This window comes from Rothia sp. 88186D007BW, from assembly GCF_053544215.1.
On sequence record NZ_JBPPTR010000006.1, the window covers coordinates 103,761 to 124,888 of the forward strand.

Genomic DNA, 21,128 nt, shown 5'->3' on the forward strand with positions numbered 1-21,128 from the left:
ATATCACCCCCCTGAAACATTTGAGGAAGAGCAGTATGAACTTTGCGCACTGGGCAACCGACACCTACACCAGCACCTCACTGGATTCTGCTATTAAGCGTCACTCTGCCCATGGGGGTCTCAAAAAGTTCCATAAGGCTCTGCGCATGGCAGACTCCATGGTGCGCGGTGAAACGGTTGTAGATCTTGCCACCGGCAGGTTTGGTAGCTTCGGCGATTCCCTCTTAGTGATTACCAATGAGCGTATTCTGATTCTGAAAAATTCTTTTCAGGCGGGCAACAGCCTCACTCTTGATTTACATTCCCTTGACCAGGCAAAGCTGACCTATCTGCCTCTGCTGGGCAATACCTTGACCATTGATGGATACCGTTTTAGTCGTATCCCCACCGCTCATGCCCGCACCCTGCGAACCCTACTCACCGCAGATTTGGCAGGCCACTGGGCACAGGCTTACTAGACCAAGAAACACGATTCTCTTCATAAAAGAAAAGGGTTGGGTACACCTTCTAGGTGTGCCCAACCCTTTTCTTTCTGTGAACCACGGTGGAACCTTAGCAGAGCAAGGCAGATACATGCGCCAGGGAAAGAACACTAGCGTCACATTAAAAAAACTTTTAAATGCCTATATTTTGTAGACAATAACAGATTAGCTTGGGAATCCCCCCCCCCCCCCGAGTTTTTGGAAAAACAGGTGTGTCATAAAAATATTTTAGTGTTACGGTTGTCTTGAATTGGGAAACCAAATCGAGCCTTGCACCAAGACTGAAGGAATTATTGTGAACTCACCCCAAATCCAGCGTCGTACTCTAGCTCGTGGCGCGGCATGGGCTACCCCCGTCGTTCTCGCTAGCGCAGCGATACCCGCCTATGCTGCTTCGCCTGTGCCAGCTACCACTGATTGCACCTACGGAACCATTGTTGCTGCTCCTTGGTCTAATGTCTGGCCTAGCCAGGGTGACTTCGATGGTAGAGCCAGAAAAGAACTTGAGTGGGCTGTTTACCCCACCAGCAATTGCACCGGTTCTGTGCAGGCCTTCTCTTTCGACAATTCCTTCCCCAAGGATCAGGCCGCCAACCCGCTATCACCTTCGTCAGCTCCTAACAATACTTGGCCCCCTACCTTCCCCGCAGGTGGCGACCGCATGGCTGATATCAATTCAGTCAACGGCGTAAACGGCGTTGGCCAGGGAACCATTATTTCTGTCAAAGTTGAAAACGTCGCAGGCGACGTAGTCTATCAAGACACCCCCACCGGGGACGACCGCTTCCTATTCACCGCTGCTCAAGGCGATAAAGCCTACAACCCCAACGGTACGCGCGGCCTTGGTGCAAACGTCCCCGTGATTCGCCTCAACGACGACTTCAAGGGCGCTGACACCAAATATGACAAGCTCTACAACTACCTGCGTTTTGCAGAGGCCCCCATGGTCACCAAGAACACCATGTGGACCTGGGGCTACGGCAACCACTACACCACCACCGAAGGCCGCGACGGCTGGAGCTGGGACATTGAAGTCATGAGCAACATTGCTCACGGCCAGGCAGGTGCTAGCGTGGTCTCCTTCATGACCCGCCTACCCGCCGCAACATTCGGTGACCCCGCAAAAACCGACCCTAAAGTCATCAAGACCCAGTACAAGGTCACTGTCGCCTCACCCTGGGGCGTTGTCACCTACCTGTCAGACGCTATCTAACTTGCCCACCTAAGTCGATGCGAAGGAGCCGCCTATAAAAGTGAGTCATTTTCTCATCTATGAGAAAAACATGTAAAAAGACGAGCAGTGGGCCCGGCACCCTCCTTAACCAGGAGGTACCGGGCCCACTGTTTTTAAATGCGGCAAGGTGCAGATTTTATGTGCGGCTCCGTGCAGATCTCTTTAGAACTGCCAGCAAGAATTAATGTTGGGTAGCTCCTTAAACTGACGGTCCATGAAAATCAAGCCGCCAGGAATTCCCTCAAAAATACCGGGGGCATGACCGACACCTGCCAGGGTATAGAAGGTAACGTCAGCCCCCTGCTGGCAGTAGTCTGCTGCCAGCTGGCGGTTGGTCTGGTAAGGAATCACATCATCTGCCCAGGAGGAAGCAATCAGAATAGGTACCTGAGGGTGCCGCCCCTGCTGACCCAGATTATTTTGAGCTACGATGTGTGCGATTTGTGGATCGGTCATCATCTCTTGAGCTAAGGTCTGGCCGCTGGCAGTTAGGATGCGGGTGTTCTTAAAACCGAAGGTGGTGATAGCCTCACCCGTGCACTGGTGACGTACAGCCTCCAGGGCAGCCTGCCCCTCGGCTGAGAGCTTATCACTCAGGTCAAGACCGTAGCTATCAGCTAAACCTGCCACACCCATGAGCGAGAAGCCGGTGTAGAGGCCACCATCGATAAAGGTGGTCACAGCCTGCAAATCGGCGGGGACGGCACCAGCATAGATGCCTTTGAGGTTAAGCTCCGGGGCGTAGCTGGCTTGGAGTTCACCAGCGGACGCCACCGCACCGCCGCCTTGGGAGTAGCCCCATAGACCAATAGGCGAGGTCCTACTCCCCAGACCAAGGTCGGTTGCGGTAGCTGCCCGGGCAGCATCTAGCACAGCATTTCCCTGGTCAACACGGTTGAGGTAGCTGTGGGTGCCCTCAGTACCCAGGCCGATGTAGTCAGTGACTACTACGTTGTAGCCTGCATTCAAGAGGGCAGTAATGACCAGGCTTTCATATTCACTACCTGCACCAAACTGGTTGGAGGGGGCACAAGAGTCCCCAATCCCTTGCGTGCCGGGAGCTAGGGCAATAATAGGACGCTCGCCGGGCCCGCCCCACGGCTTGGTGGTGGTGAGTGCGGTGCCAGTGACGGCCACGGGGTTCCCCTGGTGGTCAGTGGATTTATACATAATCCGTTGGGCCTGAGCCACAGGGTGGGCGATGATGTTATTGGCATCGACCTTAAAGCTAAATGTTTCCTTTTTAATGAGGGCGCCGTTAGCTGTGGGCAGGTGCGCAGGAGCGTCGTAGAACGTCTCGTTCACCAGGGTTTCAGGTGCTGCCTTATAGATATCTGCGGGGTTGTTGCCTCTGTCAGTGAGGGCTTCCTGAATGAGCACTTCTGCTTCTTGTACAGCCTGACTGTTTTCAGTCAGGGGCGCGGTTTCATTGGCTGTGGCCGGGGCCATGCTAAGAGACAGCAGGGCCGTCAGCGAGAGGGCAGCTGCCCGGTGCTTACTGATATTTTTGTTCCTGGGCGCAGCGTGACGCGGTATGTATTGAGCCATAAGTTACCCCTCATATGCGGATTTATTCAATATTGCTCCCTCATCTTAAAGGAAGAAAGCTGCTCATTCGGGCAGATTTCTGCTCATAGTTATGGGGACAGGGTCTCAGCTTGTAGCCTTTTAATCTACGGAATATCTTGCCTACCGGTACTTAACTTTTTAGGCTGGTTTGGATACCTGCAGAAAATTCCCCAGTGCGCACCTTCTGGTACACGCGATCAAGCCGAATAACATCAAAGTTGTTAGTGCGAACAAAACGTAAGTGCTGTTCAAGCTCTGCCTGTCTACGGGCGCGACACTTGGCTCTCCCGAATGGGTCATCCCATTGAAACCCCATCATTCGTTTCTTTCTATGCGACCTAGTAGGGAAATATTCAAGGGTTGTATCTTCTAGTGATTCAACCTACTACTGTTCAGGCTAGTATGGATGTCATACAATGAATACATGACTACAACAACCATATCGGACAGCGTACTTACCATCCGAGTCCCATCATCTCTTAAAGAGCGACTAGCCAACTTAGCAGCCGCATCTGACCGTTCTGTTGCTTACTGTGCACGCACCCTCATTGAGGAACACATCGCAGAAGCAGAATACGCTGCCGAGCTCCATGCAAAAGTAAAAGCAATCAAAAGCGGGGAACGTCGTGCTTACACAGTTGAAGAAGCACGGAAAGAACTAGGACTCTAATTTATGTCAGCCTCCTCTTGGGGCCTTATCTATGACAAGGACTGCATCAAAGCACTCAAAAAGCTAGATAAACCAACCCGGCGTAGAATCATGGACGCGCTCGATTGGCTTGCATCATCACCAACTCCACAAGCCCACTGCAAAGCGCTTACCGGGGAATTTACCGGCCTTTGGAGATACCGTATAGGTAACTACAGGGTCATCCTCGACCTTGACCAAGGTGAGCTCATCATCATTGCTCTTAACGCCGGTCATCGTTCTAAAATTTATCGATAAGTCCAGGTACTCACAGCACCAGTTGCACCTACAGAAAATCTAATCTGTAGAAAGGTCATCATGTGAGTACCTGGACTTCTTACATTGCAAGTTTTAATAATTGGCTCCTTGCAGCAGGGCGCCAACCCTCAACCATCATTACCCGTCGTCGTTGGCTTGAACTTCTAGCCGGCAGCTACCCCGAGCATACACCACCCACCAGTTACGCCACTGGTTCGCAACCACCACCTACGCCAGCTGTAAGGATATTCGCGCTGTTCAAGAGCTTCTAGGACACAATGAAGGGGAAAAGAAAATCGCCCCTGTGGAACTTATTCCAACAGGGACGACTTATCACATGGTTGCGGGGGCAGGATTTGAACCTGCGGCCTCCGGATTACAAGACCCAATCTACAGCCAAGTCTTGAAAACAACCTTTCTTCTCAAAAAATTGTACGCCATCGGTGCCCTCAAAGTCGAGGGGCAATAAGGTTCATCAGCTGCCTACGTTCGAATCATTCAAAAGGACATAATCGATGGTCACTATCTACGGTTTCTCAAAAACCACCAAAATCCCAATCATCACCCTACAATCCTCAGATAAACAGCAGGAAATCAACGACAAAATCGAACACATTGAGATCTACTACCCTGAACTCACAATAGAAGTCAGGTACTAGAACATGGACACCACGTTTCTTTTAGCACTACTCATCACTATTGCCGCCCTCTCTCTAATCGGCCTATTCTTCATCACTTACAGCTCCCTTTCAAGGTAAATACTCATGACTACAGTCAATCTCTACACAACTCCCGACTGCCACCAGTGCAGGCTAACCCAGCGCAAGCTCACCGAGCGCAACATCAGCTACCGACTTATCAAGCTGGAAAATGAACCAACCATAGCCCAGAAGTTCAAAGCCCGCGGGCTGCTCCAGGCCCCTATCGTTGAAGTCCCCGGTGAAGAAACCCAGATATGGAGCGGCTACCGACCTGACCTAATTGACCAGCTGGCGGCAAGGCAGGTACACCATGCGTAGTAACTTTATTCGGAACGAACTGGCAATCTACTGGCTGACTCTCGCAGCCTGTCTCAATGGTGCTTACTTTGGCGGCAAATATGGCTTTCCTGGGCTGGTTGACCGTGCGGACGCCGCCATTCTGGGCTTACTGATTGGGGCCTTAGTAGCCCTCATTCTCTACGGCCTTATCTGCCTGGTTGTCGACAGCCCTCGTAGGTAGATTCATGCACAAAATACCCATGCCGAATAACGGACGCGATTTAGCCAGGTTACTCGAAGACAACGGTTTTAGGGTGGAGTTAAAACAAGGCGGGCATTACCGGGCCACTCACCCAAAGTTTCCCGATAAGCCCGCCGTCAGGTTCGCTTCTACCCCCTCAGATGGGCGCTGGGCGTCAAATACTATCGCCTGGATCAAGCGGACTTACCGCCTGACGCTCAGAAACGATTAACCCGCCCAGAATATGCGGATAACCATAGTCACACCTTAGTACAGCTACTAGGAGAACTATGGAAAACGCAACCTCTTGGGCACCGACAATCCAGGCATTCATGCAATGGCTACTAGCCGCTGGGCGACAACCGTCAACTGTCTACACCAGAACCCGGTGGCTCAGTCTGCTATCCCAGGCCTACCCACAAGCTACGCCTGCCACCATCACTACAGGGCAGCTCCAAGAATGGCTTTCAAACCCGAGATGGAAACCAGCGACCAAAAAGAATGCACTGGGAACAGTACGAAGATTCTTCTACTACTTGGAAATAACGGGAACCCGGCCTGAGAACCCGGCGCGGCTTCTTCTATCGGTCAAAGTCCCCCGAGGTAAAGCACGGCCAATACCGGCAGCGGCACTTCAGCAAGGTCTGGATAACACCCAATGTTCAGAGGATATTTTCATGCTACTACTCGCAGCCTATGCAGGGCTAAGACGCTTTGAAATAGCCAAGCTCCACACCCAGGACTACAGGGAGGGCTGGATAACGGTGCAAGGTAAAGGGCTGGTGACCCGTTCGATACCAGCTCACCCGGTACTACTGCCCTACCTAGAGATGAAGACCCAGGGCTATTACTTCCCAGGTCGGTTTACCGGACACAGGCACCCTGACTACATCGGCAAACGCATCAGCGCCCTGCTAGGAGACGGTTTTACTACCCACCAGCTCAGGCACTGGTTCGCTACCACCACATATGCCAGGTGCAAAGACATCAGAGCTGTCCAGGAGCTATTAGGCCATGCAGATATTTCAACCACCCAAACCTATATCGGCCTTGACGATGCAGCTCTCACTCAGGCTATCCAGGCCCTCACCGACTTACCGGCAGCACCTCAGCTGACCGGCAAGACCCAACGATAATAACCATTGAACCAGGAGAACAAACATGGCTATCCCTACCGTCTTTACGATTGACTTCAAGTGCGGTCATACCGAAGAGAGAGACCTCTCAGATAAGGCAGCTGGCAGGCGTAAAGGGTTTGCCTCGTGGCTAGCATCCCAGGACTGCACAGAGTGCTTCAAGAAAAAGGGCTCCCAGGAGTTCAAGGAACAGCTCTATCAGCAGGCCGTGGATAATCAGGCACGCCTTGAATTGCCAGAGCTTGAGGGCACCCCCAAGCAGGTGCCTTGGGCTACGACTGTGCGAGATGAGCTACTGATGGGTGCTTTTGAAGAACTGGTCAGAGGCGAAGACGCCGCATTGAGCGAGGAAGAGTTCGAGGAACAGTACCTTGTCCCTGCCCGAGCTATCGTCACTGCCCGCTGGTGGATTGATTACCGAGATACAGAGACCAAGGATCTACTGGAGTGTCTGACAACCGCTCTTGATGATGGCGCAGAGGTCAACGAGAACCCGTTCTAGGCCCTGCTGTAGATAAGAGGTGAACTGCCCTCTGGCAAGTAGCCAGGGGGCTCTTCTATTCTCTAGGTGAATTTGTGTGTTGAGTAGCCCGCCGTTTGCTGGTGTCCGGTGCATATATCAGTAAGGAGTCTGCTCAGCTTCTGCGAGTATCTGTTCAAGGGGATTTTGCAATCTCTTGCAGTGCTGGGCAGGCTCCTTACCATGTCATGACATAAAATCATTTCACATCACATCATGTGATAGGAAGGAGTCTGGCACCTATGTCAGCTCACACAAAAACCGCCACCGCGCTACTGGCGGCAGGAATCGCTGTTACTGGCCTATCCTCCACCGCAGCAATGGCAGAAGAAACCACCGCAGAACCTACCGCCGCCGCCAGCTCAGTATCCCCCGCCGCTAAGGAAACTGCCCTTGCAGGTGAAATTCCTGTAGAGACCGTGCCGACTGAGGAAGCAACTGAAGATGACACCATCGCCCCGATTGAGGTTGTCCCGATTGACCCACCCAGCGACCCGGTTGAGCCTGAGCCGACCCCGGCCCCCTCAGATTCGGCTGAACCTGTAGCCCCAACAAACCCCACCACTCCGGCTGAGCCTGCTGACCCCTCACTACCGGTTAAGCCCATCGAAACTGAATCACCGGCTCCCTCACCGACCCCTGTGCCGGTTGAGACCGTAAACCCGGACGCCCCGGCACCGAGCCCCGAACCCAGTGAGACTGCATCACCGGTGGCCACCGATACCCCTGTAGCAGAACCGACCACCCCGGCAACCAATGAGCAGACCCCTGCCCCGGTAGCCGAGGTAGTAGCACCGCCGCAGATTGATGAAGAGCAGAACATCGTACTGACCGGCACCGTCACCGAGCAGAGCACCGATGAAACCACCGGCGCATCCACCATCGTTACCCAGCAGACCACCGCAGAGGGCCACCAGGTAACAACCGAGTATGTCACCAACCCGGCAGCCGGGCAGACTACCGTGCGCCAGACCGTCACCGATGCGGCAACTGGCAAGCAGACCACCACCGAGCGCACCGTCCCGGCGACCACCTTTAAGGCAGGTGGCGCAGCCTCAATCACCGCAGCGCAGCACGCCCAGACACCTGCTGAGAACACCAGCAACACCAAGGCTGTAGCAGGATGGTTCACCAGCTTGCTAGCTCTCGCGCTGGGGGCTGGTGCTATCTTCCAGTACCGCCGTGCTAAGAAGTCTGCCTAAACGCACGTTGAGCTTGTAGCTCATGAACCCCTGTGGGGCCTGCACCTGGTGCAGGCCCCACAGTTCTATTAAGGAGAACCCAATGGCCAAGACCATGACCAGGTTACTTGCAGCTGGGTCTGCTCTTTCAGCTCTAGGGGCGGCATCGCTTTTTATGGCCTCAACATCTGGGAGCCAGGTGGCGGCCCCTGCACCGTCCGAAACTGTCCATTCAGCGCCAGCGCCTCAGCAGAGTTTTATGGACGTGACGTGTCAGCCGCCTGCTGAGATAGGCCCGCTACCGCAGCTATCCCCCATGAGCTGGTGGGCACCATCTATCAACGCCGGAGCATCCTTTAATCCCAGTACCACGCTACCTACATCTGCTACCACCAATGACGGAATTATCTATAGCCATTCAGAGGAAATTGGATCTTCGCAGGGTGTCTCTTTACTTGTGGGCCATGTTGATTTTGAACCGGGAGCTATCAGCAAGAACGGCGGCGAGCTAACAGCCTGGGGGCAGCTGCATGAACTATCGGAGTGCGACCTAGTTTTTACAGCTGATGAGAACGGCAACGTGGTGGCCTCCCAGCTGACGAGTCTCTATACGGCACCACAGTTTGATGAGGCCCTGGAGCAAAAGGCGGCAGCTGACCCAAGCAATGAGGAACTTCAGAGCCAGTTGCAGCAACAACGCGAGGTGCAAGCGCGAGTGTTCCGGTCGACTGGCTCTTACACCATCACGCTTTTGACCTGTTCGGGGCCGTCTGTTGCAGATGTTGGTGGGGATTTTCAGTTCCGTTACAGCGACAATCTAATCGTCGAGACCACGCCAATTGATTGGGGCTAACAATGAGGTAAGAGGCCCTAGAGGATTATTCAAAAGTCTAAAAGAAAAGAAGAGTAGGCTCCGCGCATAGCGGAGCCTACCAAAAACTATTTTTTCTGAAGCTTCAGCAACAGAAACTGCCAAATCAGTAAAAGAATACTGAGCACGATAACTAGCAGTGATATATAGTGCCAAGCAACTATCCATAGGGGAGTTGAATGATAAGGTTCACCTGAAGCTTCCCAGATTCGATATTCGATACCAGCAGCTACAAGTGAAGCTAACAACGATACAGCACCAATCACAGCGGACCAAGTCGGTTTCCGATGTCTATTCTGTACGCGTTTGTTCATGTGCTTTACCAATTACAGTGGTGGTGGATAACACCGTTCCACCAGTGTGGCTTATCACTCCGAAAACGTTCGAGGTTATAAGCACCTGTCCACGGCAGGCCGTATGTACTAGCAGCGACATGGCACTCGTACTGATGACGCAACGTTGCTTTGTTTGTAATTGTAGGGAAACGACTGGTCCATTCCGCCCACCCCTGATTTCGCATAATTCCCTGTCCTGCGAGGTATCCGCCAACACCTCCGCCACCGCTCATGACCAAGGCGCCCCAAACAGTGACTGAGCCGTTGTATCGGACATCTCCCTCATACCAGTCACGAGAGAAACCGGTAAATAGGTTTTTACCCCAAAATGGGTCAGCAGTAACAGGATAATCCACACCAGGAGTATCATGCTCAATAACCTGAACTAGCGAAGAGCCTCTAATCTCATACCGGGTAGGTACATCTGTACCGTTAGCGTCCTTAGCCCAAGGAGCCGCTACACCCGCTACAAAATTTCCTTCAGCATCCCGCACCAGGACCATTCCGTCTTCAAGAAGCTCAAGACTAGCATCATCCGGTAGCTCCAAATTATAGGTATATTCCTGTGGGGCAGAAGCCTCTTCAATAGTTGTTACCATTTGCACAGAGCCGTCCTCATAGGGCAAGACGGAAGTAGATGATGAGTTGTTATGTTCAAAGGCGATTTCTCCGAACTCTCCGCTCTTTGCTGTAGAGGTTTCTTCACTGTCGGGAAGAAAAATCCCTATTTTAGTTTCACTCTCGGCTCCCAAGACAATAGGCTCGATAGCGTCTTTGGGAATCTCAGCTGAACTTTCTTGACCGACCGCCACGAACGCAGACGCAGTTTCTTCAAGCTCATCAATTGTAAGTGCCTGCTCGGCAAGCACATCTAGCCTATATTCCACTGAGCTACTTTGACTCGTCGGAACTGAATTCTGGGCTGAAGCAGGTGTAAGACCAAGCCCGCCAACTAACACCGCGCTAACTGCACAAATGCTGAAAGCGGCACGGGGGGATGCAGGGGACATCTTTGTCTCTTTTCTCTTGTGTACCAGGCTCCCTCATGAGGCTGGTGATAAATAGTCTATAGCCTGTATTTAGAAAAAACGAGAGCTATTTCACTCATGTCGCTAAGAGGCTTACTCAGAAGACCGCCCAGGGCGTCCTTAGGAGTTCTCCAACTGGGCAAGATATTCAGATAGTTGTTCCTTCTGAATGATTCTTTTTACCCATCGACTGGCACCAAACCAACCCGCAGATTATCCGTATACGGAAACGTAAACGTCTGCCCAACACCAGAATCCCCCACAAAAGCACCCGAGCACGTCAGCAACCACACCAGCTCATCCGTCCCATACTTGGCCCACTCATCCGGCGTCACCTCAGCAGAGCCCCACAGACCCGCATCAGTCTCAGTCAGACCCTGCTCAATCGTGTCAATGATAACTACCTGGTACTCACGGGTAACACCTGCCTCATCCGTGATATACACATGCGCGCACCTATCAACGTAATGCAACAGACCCCACCCAGAGAGCCGGTCATCAGGATAATCAAGGTTCACATGCCCAGCCAGCACACTCGCCTTACCCTTAGTACCAAGAGGCGCACTCAACGATGAGAGCAACCCACCAGGAGCTGAGGGAATACCAGCTGAAAACAAGCCAGTCGAAAAATACCCCCTCGCTACACCACCAGCACCATCAGACAGGGACGGCACCACCCACGAACCGGGCTCAGGGACCACCTCACCCAGCGCCTCACCAGTGCACTGCACAGGGGTAGGCGTCAGATTCTTCACCTGCGGAGCCCCCAACGCACCAATCCCGGACACAGGCTCAGCCATCAGCCCATAGGCAGGCTCATAATACTCCTGGCCATCCTGCTCAAAGACTTCCCCACTGGCATCCGGGTGCCGAACCTGATACGGGGCCACCACCTGCCCATCGGTCACCTTCCAATCAGAAGAACTAGCCCCCAGCACCAAGGCACCCATAATTACAGCCACAGCAACAAGAAGTACAACCGAACAAACCAGAGTCTTCTTTACCTGCCCCATGCTCACAAGCCTCTCTACAACAAACGATTAGTTTTCATCTCGCTAATACGAGATCCACACACCACGAGACTCGGTCCAACTAATAACTGCGCCAGATGAATACCTCACCCGCACTACCCCATCAGCATCACGGGCCTCATCGACTACCGGAAAACCTAGACGAGAAGCACCACCAGCAGCAAGGTACAACTGATGAATAGCACCACGCTGATTCACCATACGTGCACCTGTCTTCTCAGACCATAGTATGATTGCTCGATACCCCGTCGACGGGTGATAAAACTCCTGAGCAGCCCCATAAGCATAGGCATATTCATCCGTAGCCGGATAGCCTAGATACCCGAGTTCCCACCGTTCGCTTTGATAACGGTTCCCAATAGCAGTACCCCACTTAATAGAATGAGCACCAGTACGTTCGTGCCAATAAATAGCCCACTTATTGGAGAAGTTCTGGACTGCACCGCCAAAGACCGAGGCAAACTCATTCTGAGTAGGTTGCCCAAAATGGGAGGCACCACCATAACGGTGATAGTAATTCCCGATAGCTCCTACCAACCTAAAGGCATCAGCAGCTAGAGAAGAAGAACGCAACCAATTAGCAAAACGCTTACCCAATGCAGTATGTCCAGCATCAGATAGATGAACAGCATCATTGAGTAAATGCTCCAAGCCGTAGTCACTTACCCAATACCGACACGGCACCACCGAAACCCCAACAGAAGCACCAGCAGAAGCAAGCGCCGCAGAAAGTTCGGCCCGATTCCGTTGCTCATTAATTCGACGACCCAAAACCTCTGACAACAAGATACGAGCACCAGGATACAACCGCCGTAAGGTGGCGATGATCTCCAGATAGTACTGGGAAACTTGATGATAGTTCAGACCTACCCAAAGATCATTACCAGAACCGCCCAGATAAATTAACCCAGGCGAACCTACAGGAAGCGCGAACGCATTACCAACTACACCCTGATGGAAAGATGGGAAGAACCATTTAGAAGCCACCGCACCTACAGCTCCATAAGAATAATGAACAGGCGTGTATCCTACGGACCTCAGCCCTTGGCTAATCCATGAAGGATCATTATCTTGTAAAACACCGGCAACTGTACCTCCCAGATTGGCCTGGGAATCAGCAATCACCAGGGCGTCCTTGGGTCCAAGCACAAAATCAGTCCGACGCAAATAGTTCTGTGCACCGGTTCGGGCAAAAGTACCATATGGGAAAAAAGAAGTGCCGCTTGAAGTATTCCAATAGGCTAAACCACCTGAGAACTGCTGATACGCTGCAACGTCGCTCAGACCTTGCTCAGCATTTTTAGGAAACCCAACGCTCTGCTTATTCGCAGCCCAAGTATGTCCAATTCCCCCGTTAAGGTAGATAGGTTGCACCCCAATAGTGTTTTCCCATTCCAAAGAGAAACGGGCCCCTGTACGAGGGTGATATGTTGTGAGGCTCCATCCGTTGATTCCGCGTGAATTCACATAAACATTTGAAGTCGGATATCCGTATTTTTCAACGCCACCGTTCGAATGGAAAAAGTCAAAAATTCCACCATGTCGTACCCACCAAGCACCCGTGGAAGGATGCCAATAAGCGCGGCCCCCGCTGAATACCTGATAAGCACCTCCATAAGCAGAAGCACTCTCAGTAGCTAATGGTTCGCCTAACTCTGATCGCATCTGTACATTAGACCGATATGCAGCCCCGATAGCACCAAAAAGTAGACTTTCAGAAGAGAAAGCTGATGTTGAGCTGAGCGTCAAAATACCAGCTGCGACAGTACCAGCAAGAGCTCTTCGGCGTGAGCACACAGTAACAGTGGAGGGTTTAGAAGATTGAGAAATATTCATGAGGTTGTTTCGCCCCCAAGACGTCAAAAGTTGAATCAAATAAGGTTGCCGGAAAGGTTAATTAACGAAGAGGCGGTAGATTGAGAGTCGCTCGATTCTCTACCTACCGCCTCATCATTCAATGCGCACGAGATACAGGGAAAATTATTGGTTGGACTATTTACTTACCTGGTATCTCTAGCTCGGGGTGTTATTAGCTGTTCTTCTTACGAGCACCAGCTACAAGAGCCCAGGTCCCCAGGCCGATCAGACCCGTCAGTAGCACACCGCCCCCTGCCAGAAGAACGTTCACAGGAATACCTGCGACAGTAGCCTCACCACCGGCCTTAGCGCCCTCACCCTTGACCACAGCAGGAGTGCTAGGAGTGGTCACATCAGGAGTGCCGGGGTTCTCAGGGGTAACAGGAACAACCGGTTCAGGGGTGAAAGTCTTCACGGTGTTAGAGGTCAGCTCTTCACCGTTGTAGTTCTCCACAAAAGTGTTCTCGACCTCGCCGGTGCCGATACGCTCGACCTGCATGTAGACGCTAAAGCCCTGCTCAGTTGCACGGTTTGCCTCTGAAGACATCAGCTCAAGGAATGCATCAGTTGCCTCGTAGGTGACAACACCGTTCTCTACCTTCTGGGTGAAGTAACGGGTAATGTCCTCACCGGCATCGACCTTAGCGCCGTTCTCATCAACGAATGAGTGCTGAGAAAGAACCTTGAAGTTACCCTCGTAGGCGTCCTTTGACTCGTCCCAGTCATCAACAATTGACCAGGACTCGGTAGCACCAGCGCGGTCGGCAGGCAGAGTTGAAGAGTTCAGCTCGTAGTTAAAGACGGTGTTCAGAGCAATTTCAGTGCCGTCAATCGAGTCCCCATCCCCAACGTTGATAACAACGTCCTTGGTGGGGTTGATTTCCTTGAGCTTGTTCGCAACTGTTTCGGTCTGGGTGCGGTGATCGTTAGTGACCTGCCATGCGGTGTTGAGAATGTCCCCATCGGCGTTAGCGGTCACGGTGTAGGGCAGTACGTGGATGTACTTGTAGCCCATCGGCAGAACAACCTTGCCTTCGCCATCGGTCTTCATCATGGAAGAGATGCCTACAGCGCCGCCGTTGGTGAAGCCCTCGACCTCACCGTTGGTGATGGTGTAGGAATCGGTGACGTCCTTTGCAGAATCAAGCTTCACAGCAGCTGATACTGCCTCGGGGGTGGAGGTGTCGGTATCGCCGGGCACCTGGTAGACACGTACCTGGGAGGCGTCGATCTGGCCGTAGCGCTCATCGAAGTCATCGACCATGCCTGAGACCTTGATGGTGTCGGCGGTGTTTTCCAGGTTGGTGGTATCCTCAACCAGCTTGTAGGAGATAACATCCCCTACAGTCACAGCCTTACCGTCGATGTTGGAGCCATCGGTAGCTGAGGTATCAACCTTAGACGGGGCGATAACAGGGACGTAGTTACGGACGACCTTGGTGAGGGTCTTATCCTCGTTGGTCAGCTGGGTTGCCTGGTTGGTGAACTCGCCGGGGGTGGCGTCCTGCTTCACATGACCAAGCAGGGTAATGGTGTAGTCCTTGCCGACCAGTTCGGCAGGGTTCTTGGCCAAGATGGTGACTTCGCCGGTTTCCAGGTTCCATTCATCGGTGAACTGGTCAGAAGAAACGGTGTTGCCTTCTGAATCAACGACGGTGAACTCGCCGGTCGGGGCCCACTTGGTCTCATCGTAGTTATCGTACTTGCCCAGCTTGGTCACTTCGCTGGTGGTATCTGCCAGGTCAGCAGCTGAGAGAGTTAGCGGGTAGTTCAGTTCCTGGCCGGGTAGTACACGGGTGTTATCGACCTCTACACCCTCTGAGTTAACCACGGTCTTGTCGGGGTTAATCTTGGGCTCGTAGTAGGTCTTATCAGCGGTGAACTGAAGTTCGTCGTTGACGATAGCAAAACCGGAGTCGATGAGGGTATCTGCGATGCCATCAAAGAGGCTGGTCTGGTTCACGTGCAGGGTGTAGCTGGTGTTCAGCTTCAGCGAGCCAGGATCCTTAGCGGTAGCAAGAATCTGGTGCCCTGCCTTGCCGTTGTGGACGCCGTCCTCGGAGGTGATGGTGAACTGGTCAGTGACGTTGTTACCCTCTGCATCGGTTACGGCTACTTCGTTCATGTTCACGGAGACAGGCATGCGGCCGTCCTCGGTGAAGTAGATGTGGTCGCCCAGGATGAATGACTCAGGTGCCTGGTAGCCGGTGGCGTAAGAGATGGTCTGAGTGGTAGTCTCGCCAGCAATGACCTTCTTACCCTCGTCCTTAGCAACCTTTTCGACAACAGGGATGGGTGCAGAAAGGTCAGTAAGCTGATATGTTCCTACAGGAGCCGGAACAGTCACAGGCTCAGGGGCTGGGGCATCAATTTGGTTGTAGTCAGGTTCAGTAGGAGGCACAGGCTTAGGGTTATTTGCTGGTGAGCAATCAGCAACAGCTGCACGCCATAGGTCACCAGTTAGACCGTCCATCGTCTCGGCAGAGAAGTAATCCTTACCCAGTTCAGGATTCTCAGCCCCAGAGAGTTTACCAATAGCGTCTAGGGCCAGCTGCAAGGTGCCAGGTTCACGCTGGTCAAGCTGAATGATTGATAGGTAATCCTCAGCAGAACGCACGAAAACCGGGGTAATTTTAATACCCTTATCCAGAATTTCGTTGGCATAGCGCAATGCTTCATCTGCAGCTTCCTGGGAGTAACCTGGTGTACCGGTATCTTCCCAATCGCCATTATCGGAGAGGGTCTTATTTGGGGCCCCATCAGAAGAGAAAATTACGTTGGTGTAGTTTCGGCCTGAGTTGTTGATAGCGTTGAGAACGTCACGAAGCCCAGCTTCCCAGTTGGTACCCGATGAGAACCATGAGAAATCATCGTTAGTATTGCGGCGTTCGTTGGTGATAGTGTCAAGCACTGCGTTAGCAGCCGCAAGACCCTCTGGGGTAGAAATATTAAAGTTCTGGGTTGCTAGATCAGGAGTCCAAGAGTCGTAGTCCGGCTTTCCCACACCACCGATGTTGCCGTAAATATAGAGATCAACGGTTGTGCCAGGTAGCTTTGACATTTTCTGCAAGAAAGCTCGCTGAGCTTCAACCTGAGTTGCCAAATCTCCTGCCGAGAATGACCAGGTCACATCAATAACCACGGCTAGATTCTGAGGACGACACTGCGCTAAGAACTCTTCTGTATTAACGTCTCCATTATTCTCCAATGCCTCAATGAGCTTCTGATAAGCGGCAGCCTTAGCTTCATATGCCGCTAAATCTTGCTTGTACTTAGATACCTTGGCATCATATTCATCCTTGAGTGCGGCGTTATGGGTATCGTTTTCAGCCTTGAGTGACTCCCACTCTTCCAGAGCCTTTTTGTGGTCAGCTTCAGCCTGAGCCTTAGCAGCCGAATACTCAGTAATCAATGCCTGGAGCGCAGCAGCCTGACTCTGGTGGTCAGCAGAAATAGATGAAAGTGCTGAGTCAATTTCAGCGGTAGAGCCAACGGAGATCTTCTTAATTTCATCTTCATTGACGGTAATACCAGCTGACCGAGCTTCTTCTACTGCTTTGAGCAGGGCGCTGTTATCAACCACAACGCTACGAGTCGTGGATTCTGCCTCAGAAGCGCTGATAACAGAACCGAATGATCCAGTATCGACAGCATTCGATGCAGGCATTGAAGCAAAAATGGATGAGGCAACAAGACCAGTTGCAACTACCGCGCCAGACTTGCTGGCTACTACCTTAAAGGTTGCTCGTGACACGTCTTAGGTGTCCTTTCTTCAGATGTGTGAATCGAGTGATTCGCGTGGTGTTTTTCGCCCACCCCACGTATAGAGATCCCAGATATCTGGGCTCGTCTATAGTGCGAGGCGGTATTTCCATCGCAGGACTCCCTTAGCCCACTTCTAGGTGAAATCGGGGAACTGCGGAGGTCTAAATTAATGGGACATTTGCCCGATGAACGGCTCCATATCAGGGGAATTAACGCTGGACAGAAAAGATAATGCAGTAACTTCGTTGATGATGCTCATGCGATTCTCTCCAAAAAGTGGTGTATGTGAGTGTGAGGGAAGAGTGCCAGGTGAAGAGCTGTGGCAATACGTTCGTGGGGGGGATATTGCCACAAGCTCTCTCACTCTGATTTCACCTTTAGAGGATTTGGATATATCCATCTGGAAGTGCTGGCGGGAGTGGCTTCCTTCCACAGAGTTTCACCCCCGCCAACACTTCAATTATATATAAGAAAGTGCGTTAGTTATTATTTTCCGAAACTTTTGGACATAAAAAGAGGAGCTCCAGGTCAAAGGCAGTTTTTAGGGCGACACGAAGAGTTTCACATCAGAGGCCAGGAAGAGATTGGCCTGCTCAATGGCTTCTACCAGCTCCGCATCTGTCCGACCGGCTAAAAATTTCTGGCGATTCAAGCCAAAGGCTTCTTCAAAGTAGAGATTCCCTGTTGCCACCAGCGCAGGTAGCGGTGAGGTTTTTAGGTATGCAGCTAGTTCTAAGATGCGATAGATCGGTAGTGTTCCGTCACTGACCTGCTGGGAGAAGTTGGAGGGTTTCATCTCTAGGTGCTGGGCCAGCTCTTTTTGGGTTACTGCGCGTCGGTTCATATCTAACCAGCGTTTAAGTTGCGCCTCCGGAGGGGCAAAGCCTGCCCCTGCCTGTGCTTTACCTTCTCGCACGAAGCGTTGATGCAGCAGTTCCAGGGCTGAGTAAAGGGGTACGGCATCAACTAGGGTGAGCTGGTTTTGATTGAGTGATTCATAATCATCAAAGCCGCCCAGCTCCCCTACCGGGTTGTGACCGTATGCCCTGGCGATGGCGATAACCGTCTTGGGTGTAACACGGTTGCCGCTTCGCTGTTCTGAGATGGTAGAGAGGCTTAGGTCTGCCTTGGTGCAGATGTCCAGGAGGGTAGCATCTGGCGCGATGCCCTCTATCCACCGGGTGAACGCTGGTGATGCAATATTCACTGGGTGCTTCCTTGCAGATTGTCGGAGGTCTACCCTGATTTTACGGTATGTGCTTTCACTGCCTTTCGAGGCTGGGTGAGGGCTGATCAAAAAAATTATTCATATCATTTCATATCACATGGTTGCATATCATATTAGTTAGGGGTTAGACTGTAGGCATGATCTTACTTATCGGAAACCATAAAGGAGGGGTGGGCAAGTCCACCCTGACCGTCAACCTAGCCACCACCCTCCAGCAGCAGGGCAAGAGCATCACCATTGTCGAGGCTGACCCCTCCATCCGCACTGCCTCGCGTTGGGCAGATGATAGGGATGAACTTGGGCACGGTTCTATCATGACCCTCCGCAAAGAGGGCCGCCTGGGAGCAACCTTGCGGGAACTCAACGAGAGCTACGATGTGGTTCTTGTCGATACGGCAGGTAAGGACTCCAAGGAATTGCGTTCAGCAATGGTGGTTGCAGACCTCATGCTTATCCCCACTCGCCCAGCCCAGGCCGACCTGGATGCAACGGTTGACTTAATGCAGATGGTCGATGAAGCCCAGGATATGAACCCCAGTCTCATTCCTTTCATCGTCATTTCGCAGGCATCCACCCACGTGATGAGCTCTGAGGCACAGGAGTCTAAGGAGTACCTGGCCCAGGCAGCACCGCAGGCAACCCTGGCTGATGTGGTGGTTCATCACCGCAAGGCGTATCAGGCTGCATTAGCTGAGGGCAAGGCTGTTACCGAGGGTACTGATTCAAAGGCCAAGGCTGAGATTCAGTTACTTACCCAAGAAATTCTCACACTGACCGAAGGACGATAATGGCATCTACTTTTCGCCAGCGGCCCACCTCAAAAAATGAGGATGCCTTTATTGAGGCAGCAGAGGCACCGCGCAGCAGCATATCCGAGCCCGAGCAGGGCGCGGATAAGTCCGCAGATTCACCGGAGGCCCGTCTTGAAAAGCGGGCGGCAGGACGCAAGTACGGTATCTACACCCTCAGAGGCACTGAGTCTCAGGCTGAGTTACTGAAATATGCGGCCAAGCAGAAGGGTATGAGCCAAAACGAGCTGATTAGCCATTACCTCTTTGAGGCTATCGAGTTTGAGTTTGGTGCGGACGTCCCCATCAAGTAATCACATCATGTCACATCACATGATTCTGAATATCTGGAGAACCCCATGAACAATCAAATTTCCCTCACCATCACCGGCAACCTCACCCGCGACCCCGACCTGCGATTCTTCAAAGAAGGGGCAGCAGTGGTCTACATGACCGTTGCCCACACCCCGCGAGTCTGGTCAGCGGCAGAAAAAGACTACGTTGCTGGCGTCACCACCTACATGGAGGTCGAAGTACGCTCCAAGGGTAGCGAGCGTCAGAATGACTACGTTCAGCGCATCAGCGAAGAACTACAAAAGGGCGACCGCGTGATGGCCACTGGCATGCTTGTGACCAAGGAACGCAAGCGCGACGGCGAAACAATTCGCTCCCTGAGCCTAATCGCTGATGAGGTAGCAGTCTCAAACCGTTTCGTCTCTATCACCATCAACCGCAAGCCCAAGCCCACACCAAGCGCACCGGAAGAAGCAGCCTGGACTGCCGCGCCCGTACCCGCTTCCCCCGACTCGCAGCGCCCGCCCCTTGCAGGCTGGGACAGCTAGCTAGCACCACATTCTCACCCAGGAGGCTAAGATGAGCCAGATTTACTACACCGTTCCAAACCACCCCCAGCAGCAGGTACCGCAGGCCCCGATGCCTGCACCGATTCCGCAGCAGTATTACTACCAGCAGCCCATGATGGCACCTGCACCGCGCAAGCAGAATCCTGTAGCTGGTTTCTTCCGTGGTGTCGGAAACGTGTTCCGCTGGCTCCTCTTAGCCTTCCACCACACCGCAGTGGCCCTGAGCTGGATATACATCCTCATCCCATTCCTGGGCTGGAACCGCTACAGCCGCATCCTGCTGGGCTACATTGGACTGACTTTCTTCTCAGTGTCCACCATCCTGTTTATCTACAACCTGCGCAGTGGCAACCTCACGGTTCCGCAGACCTACTAGCTAACCCCTACCAGCCCAGTTTCGTAAATCAATAACTTTCTATTAAACGTATCTTTCCACGATTAAAGTAGGTGGCATCTATCAGCTATCTACATGGAGTACATCGTGGCGAAAAAACACGGCCTCATTGAGGGCCAGCTCGATATTTTCGAGTTCCTATTCTCAAACCCCCAGGAGGTTCAAGATGAGCAACTACGCAACAATAGCCAGGCAGAACTGGCAGACCCTAGCGCCGAGCACCTACGCCCAGATGCAGCAGGAAATGAACCTGGACGAGCACTTTCAGCAGATTCAGGAACAAGCCGAAGTGATGGTTCAGAATCTGATGTTCCAGTACGCGGGCCAGGATTCCCCGAACGAGGGCTACCTACAGAAGGTGGGCCGTTTGGAAGCGGCCAAGAAGCGGGCGGAGGAAACAGTGCGTCAGGAGCTTTTGACTCCCCCGCAGGAGCTGTGGGAGCAGGAGGTGCCTCAGCCGATGAGCGAGTGGGAGATTCAGAGCGAGATGCTGTGGAACGACCAGTACCTGCGCGATTTGAAGACCAGTATCAACAGCCAGTACCTGAGCTCGGAGGAACCGCAGGACATCGAAATCCGCTCAGCGAACCTGGCCTACCAGGAGAAGGCAGCTCCCTACCTGGAGAGGCAGCAGGAGCTTCAGCAGATGCTCGAATCCTTGAAGAACAATCAGTAGAGC

At 52.6% G+C, this 21,128-nt stretch carries 22 protein-coding genes; 16 read left to right on the forward strand and 6 right to left on the reverse strand.

The features are described from left to right. Nucleotides 1–35: 35 nt before the first annotated feature. Nucleotides 36–458, forward strand: a complete 423-nt coding sequence (locus ACEE09_RS04860; protein ID WP_449082588.1) for a hypothetical protein — start codon at nucleotides 36–38, stop codon at nucleotides 456–458. Nucleotides 459–777: 319 nt separating this feature from the next. Next, nucleotides 778–1,695, forward strand: coding sequence for a hypothetical protein (locus ACEE09_RS04865; protein ID WP_449082590.1), 918 nt, complete (start codon nucleotides 778–780; stop codon nucleotides 1,693–1,695). Between the two features lie 183 nt (nucleotides 1,696–1,878). Here ACEE09_RS04865 and ACEE09_RS04870 read toward each other — a convergent pair whose 3' ends face one another. Next, the gene (locus tag ACEE09_RS04870) at nucleotides 1,879–3,264 is read right to left on the reverse strand and encodes a lipase family protein (RefSeq protein WP_449082592.1); all 1,386 of its coding nucleotides are present in this window, start codon (nucleotides 3,262–3,264) and stop codon (nucleotides 1,879–1,881) included. A 445-nt stretch (nucleotides 3,265–3,709) separates the two neighbouring features. On the opposite strand from ACEE09_RS04870, the gene relB reads away from it, so the two are divergent. The 9 genes from relB to ACEE09_RS04915 all read left to right on the forward strand — a co-directional run bounded on the left by relB (nucleotide 3,710) and on the right by ACEE09_RS04915 (nucleotide 9,142). Beyond that, on the forward strand, nucleotides 3,710–3,955 hold the full coding sequence (relB, locus tag ACEE09_RS04875) for a type II toxin-antitoxin system RelB family antitoxin (protein WP_180377918.1): 246 nt from the start codon (nucleotides 3,710–3,712) through the stop codon (nucleotides 3,953–3,955). 3 nt (nucleotides 3,956–3,958) lie between these two features. After that, entirely contained in the window at nucleotides 3,959–4,231 is a 273-nt protein-coding gene (locus tag ACEE09_RS04880) for a type II toxin-antitoxin system RelE family toxin (protein WP_449082594.1), read from the forward strand. Nucleotides 4,232–4,535: 304 nt separating this feature from the next. Next, nucleotides 4,536–4,700, forward strand: a complete 165-nt coding sequence (locus ACEE09_RS04885; RefSeq protein ID WP_449082596.1) for a hypothetical protein — start codon at nucleotides 4,536–4,538, stop codon at nucleotides 4,698–4,700. 295 nt (nucleotides 4,701–4,995) lie between these two features. After that, complete coding sequence (locus tag ACEE09_RS04890; RefSeq protein ID WP_449082598.1) at nucleotides 4,996–5,250, forward strand: glutaredoxin domain-containing protein; 255 nt, start codon at nucleotides 4,996–4,998, stop codon at nucleotides 5,248–5,250. Next, nucleotides 5,243–5,452: a hypothetical protein gene (locus ACEE09_RS04895; RefSeq protein WP_449082599.1), complete on the forward strand. Its 210-nt coding sequence runs from the start codon at nucleotides 5,243–5,245 to the stop codon at nucleotides 5,450–5,452. Before ACEE09_RS04890 ends, ACEE09_RS04895 begins: the two co-directional genes overlap by 8 nt. A 332-nt stretch (nucleotides 5,453–5,784) precedes the next feature. Beyond that, entirely contained in the window at nucleotides 5,785–6,588 is an 804-nt protein-coding gene (locus ACEE09_RS04900; RefSeq protein WP_449082661.1) for a tyrosine-type recombinase/integrase, read from the forward strand. A gap of 25 nt (nucleotides 6,589–6,613) precedes the next feature. Further along, entirely contained in the window at nucleotides 6,614–7,090 is a 477-nt protein-coding gene (locus ACEE09_RS04905) for a hypothetical protein (protein ID WP_449082601.1), read from the forward strand. A gap of 260 nt (nucleotides 7,091–7,350) precedes the next feature. Continuing rightward, the gene (locus ACEE09_RS04910; RefSeq protein ID WP_449082603.1) at nucleotides 7,351–8,310 is read left to right on the forward strand and encodes a hypothetical protein; all 960 of its coding nucleotides are present in this window, start codon (nucleotides 7,351–7,353) and stop codon (nucleotides 8,308–8,310) included. Nucleotides 8,311–8,392: 82 nt separating this feature from the next. Continuing rightward, nucleotides 8,393–9,142, forward strand: a complete 750-nt coding sequence (locus ACEE09_RS04915) for a hypothetical protein (protein ID WP_449082605.1) — start codon at nucleotides 8,393–8,395, stop codon at nucleotides 9,140–9,142. A gap of 337 nt (nucleotides 9,143–9,479) precedes the next feature. Here ACEE09_RS04915 and ACEE09_RS04920 read toward each other — a convergent pair whose 3' ends face one another. From ACEE09_RS04920 to ACEE09_RS04940, 5 genes are all read right to left on the reverse strand, one after another. Next, nucleotides 9,480–10,505, reverse strand: a complete 1,026-nt coding sequence (locus ACEE09_RS04920) for a hypothetical protein (RefSeq protein WP_449082606.1) — start codon at nucleotides 10,503–10,505, stop codon at nucleotides 9,480–9,482. A 197-nt stretch (nucleotides 10,506–10,702) separates the two neighbouring features. Continuing rightward, on the reverse strand, nucleotides 10,703–11,536 hold the full coding sequence (locus ACEE09_RS04925) for a hypothetical protein (RefSeq protein WP_449082607.1): 834 nt from the start codon (nucleotides 11,534–11,536) through the stop codon (nucleotides 10,703–10,705). 42 nt (nucleotides 11,537–11,578) lie between these two features. Further along, entirely contained in the window at nucleotides 11,579–13,390 is a 1,812-nt protein-coding gene (locus ACEE09_RS04930; RefSeq protein WP_449082609.1) for a GDSL-type esterase/lipase family protein, read from the reverse strand. Between the two features lie 193 nt (nucleotides 13,391–13,583). Further along, nucleotides 13,584–17,165: an LPXTG cell wall anchor domain-containing protein gene (locus ACEE09_RS04935; RefSeq protein WP_449082611.1), complete on the reverse strand. Its 3,582-nt coding sequence runs from the start codon at nucleotides 17,163–17,165 to the stop codon at nucleotides 13,584–13,586. A 552-nt stretch (nucleotides 17,166–17,717) separates the two neighbouring features. Further along, a complete protein-coding gene (locus ACEE09_RS04940; protein WP_449082612.1) occupies nucleotides 17,718–18,383 on the reverse strand; it encodes a hypothetical protein in 666 nt (221 codons plus the stop codon). A 158-nt stretch (nucleotides 18,384–18,541) separates the two neighbouring features. Here ACEE09_RS04940 and ACEE09_RS04945 point away from each other — a divergent pair, with 158 nt between their 5' ends. The 5 genes from ACEE09_RS04945 to ACEE09_RS04965 all read left to right on the forward strand — a co-directional run bounded on the left by ACEE09_RS04945 (nucleotide 18,542) and on the right by ACEE09_RS04965 (nucleotide 21,125). After that, nucleotides 18,542–19,192 carry an AAA family ATPase gene (locus ACEE09_RS04945; protein WP_449082614.1) on the forward strand — a complete coding sequence of 217 codons (651 nt, stop codon included), beginning with the start codon at nucleotides 18,542–18,544 and terminating at the stop codon, nucleotides 19,190–19,192. Beyond that, nucleotides 19,192–19,506, forward strand: a complete 315-nt coding sequence (locus ACEE09_RS04950; RefSeq protein WP_449082616.1) for a hypothetical protein — start codon at nucleotides 19,192–19,194, stop codon at nucleotides 19,504–19,506. The genes ACEE09_RS04945 and ACEE09_RS04950 overlap by 1 nt, the downstream gene beginning before the upstream one ends. 45 nt (nucleotides 19,507–19,551) lie before the next feature. After that, nucleotides 19,552–20,034, forward strand: a complete 483-nt coding sequence (locus ACEE09_RS04955) for a single-stranded DNA-binding protein (protein ID WP_449082618.1) — start codon at nucleotides 19,552–19,554, stop codon at nucleotides 20,032–20,034. Nucleotides 20,035–20,065: 31 nt separating this feature from the next. Next, entirely contained in the window at nucleotides 20,066–20,431 is a 366-nt protein-coding gene (locus tag ACEE09_RS04960) for a hypothetical protein (RefSeq protein ID WP_449082620.1), read from the forward strand. A 184-nt stretch (nucleotides 20,432–20,615) separates the two neighbouring features. Next, nucleotides 20,616–21,125, forward strand: coding sequence for a TnpV protein (locus tag ACEE09_RS04965; RefSeq protein WP_449082622.1), 510 nt, complete (start codon nucleotides 20,616–20,618; stop codon nucleotides 21,123–21,125). Nucleotides 21,126–21,128 lie beyond the last annotated feature (3 nt).

What these genes read in the sequence shown, in the direction of transcription:
- ACEE09_RS04860 (WP_449082588.1), top strand. Translation starts at nt 36, where the DNA reads ATGAACTTTGCGCACTGGGCAACCGACACCTACACCAGCACCTCACTG.
- ACEE09_RS04870 (WP_449082592.1), bottom strand. Translation starts at nt 3,264, where the DNA reads ATGGCTCAATACATACCGCGTCACGCTGCGCCCAGGAACAAAAATATC.
- relB (WP_180377918.1), top strand. Translation starts at nt 3,710, where the DNA reads ATGACTACAACAACCATATCGGACAGCGTACTTACCATCCGAGTCCCA.
- ACEE09_RS04880 (WP_449082594.1), top strand. Translation starts at nt 3,959, where the DNA reads ATGTCAGCCTCCTCTTGGGGCCTTATCTATGACAAGGACTGCATCAAA.
- ACEE09_RS04890 (WP_449082598.1), top strand. Translation starts at nt 4,996, where the DNA reads ATGACTACAGTCAATCTCTACACAACTCCCGACTGCCACCAGTGCAGG.
- ACEE09_RS04895 (WP_449082599.1), top strand. Translation starts at nt 5,243, where the DNA reads ATGCGTAGTAACTTTATTCGGAACGAACTGGCAATCTACTGGCTGACT.
- ACEE09_RS04900 (WP_449082661.1), top strand. Translation starts at nt 5,785, where the DNA reads ATGCAATGGCTACTAGCCGCTGGGCGACAACCGTCAACTGTCTACACC.
- ACEE09_RS04905 (WP_449082601.1), top strand. Translation starts at nt 6,614, where the DNA reads ATGGCTATCCCTACCGTCTTTACGATTGACTTCAAGTGCGGTCATACC.
- ACEE09_RS04910 (WP_449082603.1), top strand. Translation starts at nt 7,351, where the DNA reads ATGTCAGCTCACACAAAAACCGCCACCGCGCTACTGGCGGCAGGAATC.
- ACEE09_RS04915 (WP_449082605.1), top strand. Translation starts at nt 8,393, where the DNA reads ATGGCCAAGACCATGACCAGGTTACTTGCAGCTGGGTCTGCTCTTTCA.
- ACEE09_RS04920 (WP_449082606.1), bottom strand. Translation starts at nt 10,505, where the DNA reads ATGTCCCCTGCATCCCCCCGTGCCGCTTTCAGCATTTGTGCAGTTAGC.
- ACEE09_RS04925 (WP_449082607.1), bottom strand. Translation starts at nt 11,536, where the DNA reads ATGGGGCAGGTAAAGAAGACTCTGGTTTGTTCGGTTGTACTTCTTGTT.
- ACEE09_RS04930 (WP_449082609.1), bottom strand. Translation starts at nt 13,390, where the DNA reads ATGAATATTTCTCAATCTTCTAAACCCTCCACTGTTACTGTGTGCTCA.
- ACEE09_RS04945 (WP_449082614.1), top strand. Translation starts at nt 18,542, where the DNA reads ATGATCTTACTTATCGGAAACCATAAAGGAGGGGTGGGCAAGTCCACC.
- ACEE09_RS04950 (WP_449082616.1), top strand. Translation starts at nt 19,192, where the DNA reads ATGGCATCTACTTTTCGCCAGCGGCCCACCTCAAAAAATGAGGATGCC.
- ACEE09_RS04955 (WP_449082618.1), top strand. Translation starts at nt 19,552, where the DNA reads ATGAACAATCAAATTTCCCTCACCATCACCGGCAACCTCACCCGCGAC.
- ACEE09_RS04960 (WP_449082620.1), top strand. Translation starts at nt 20,066, where the DNA reads ATGAGCCAGATTTACTACACCGTTCCAAACCACCCCCAGCAGCAGGTA.
- ACEE09_RS04965 (WP_449082622.1), top strand. Translation starts at nt 20,616, where the DNA reads ATGAGCAACTACGCAACAATAGCCAGGCAGAACTGGCAGACCCTAGCG.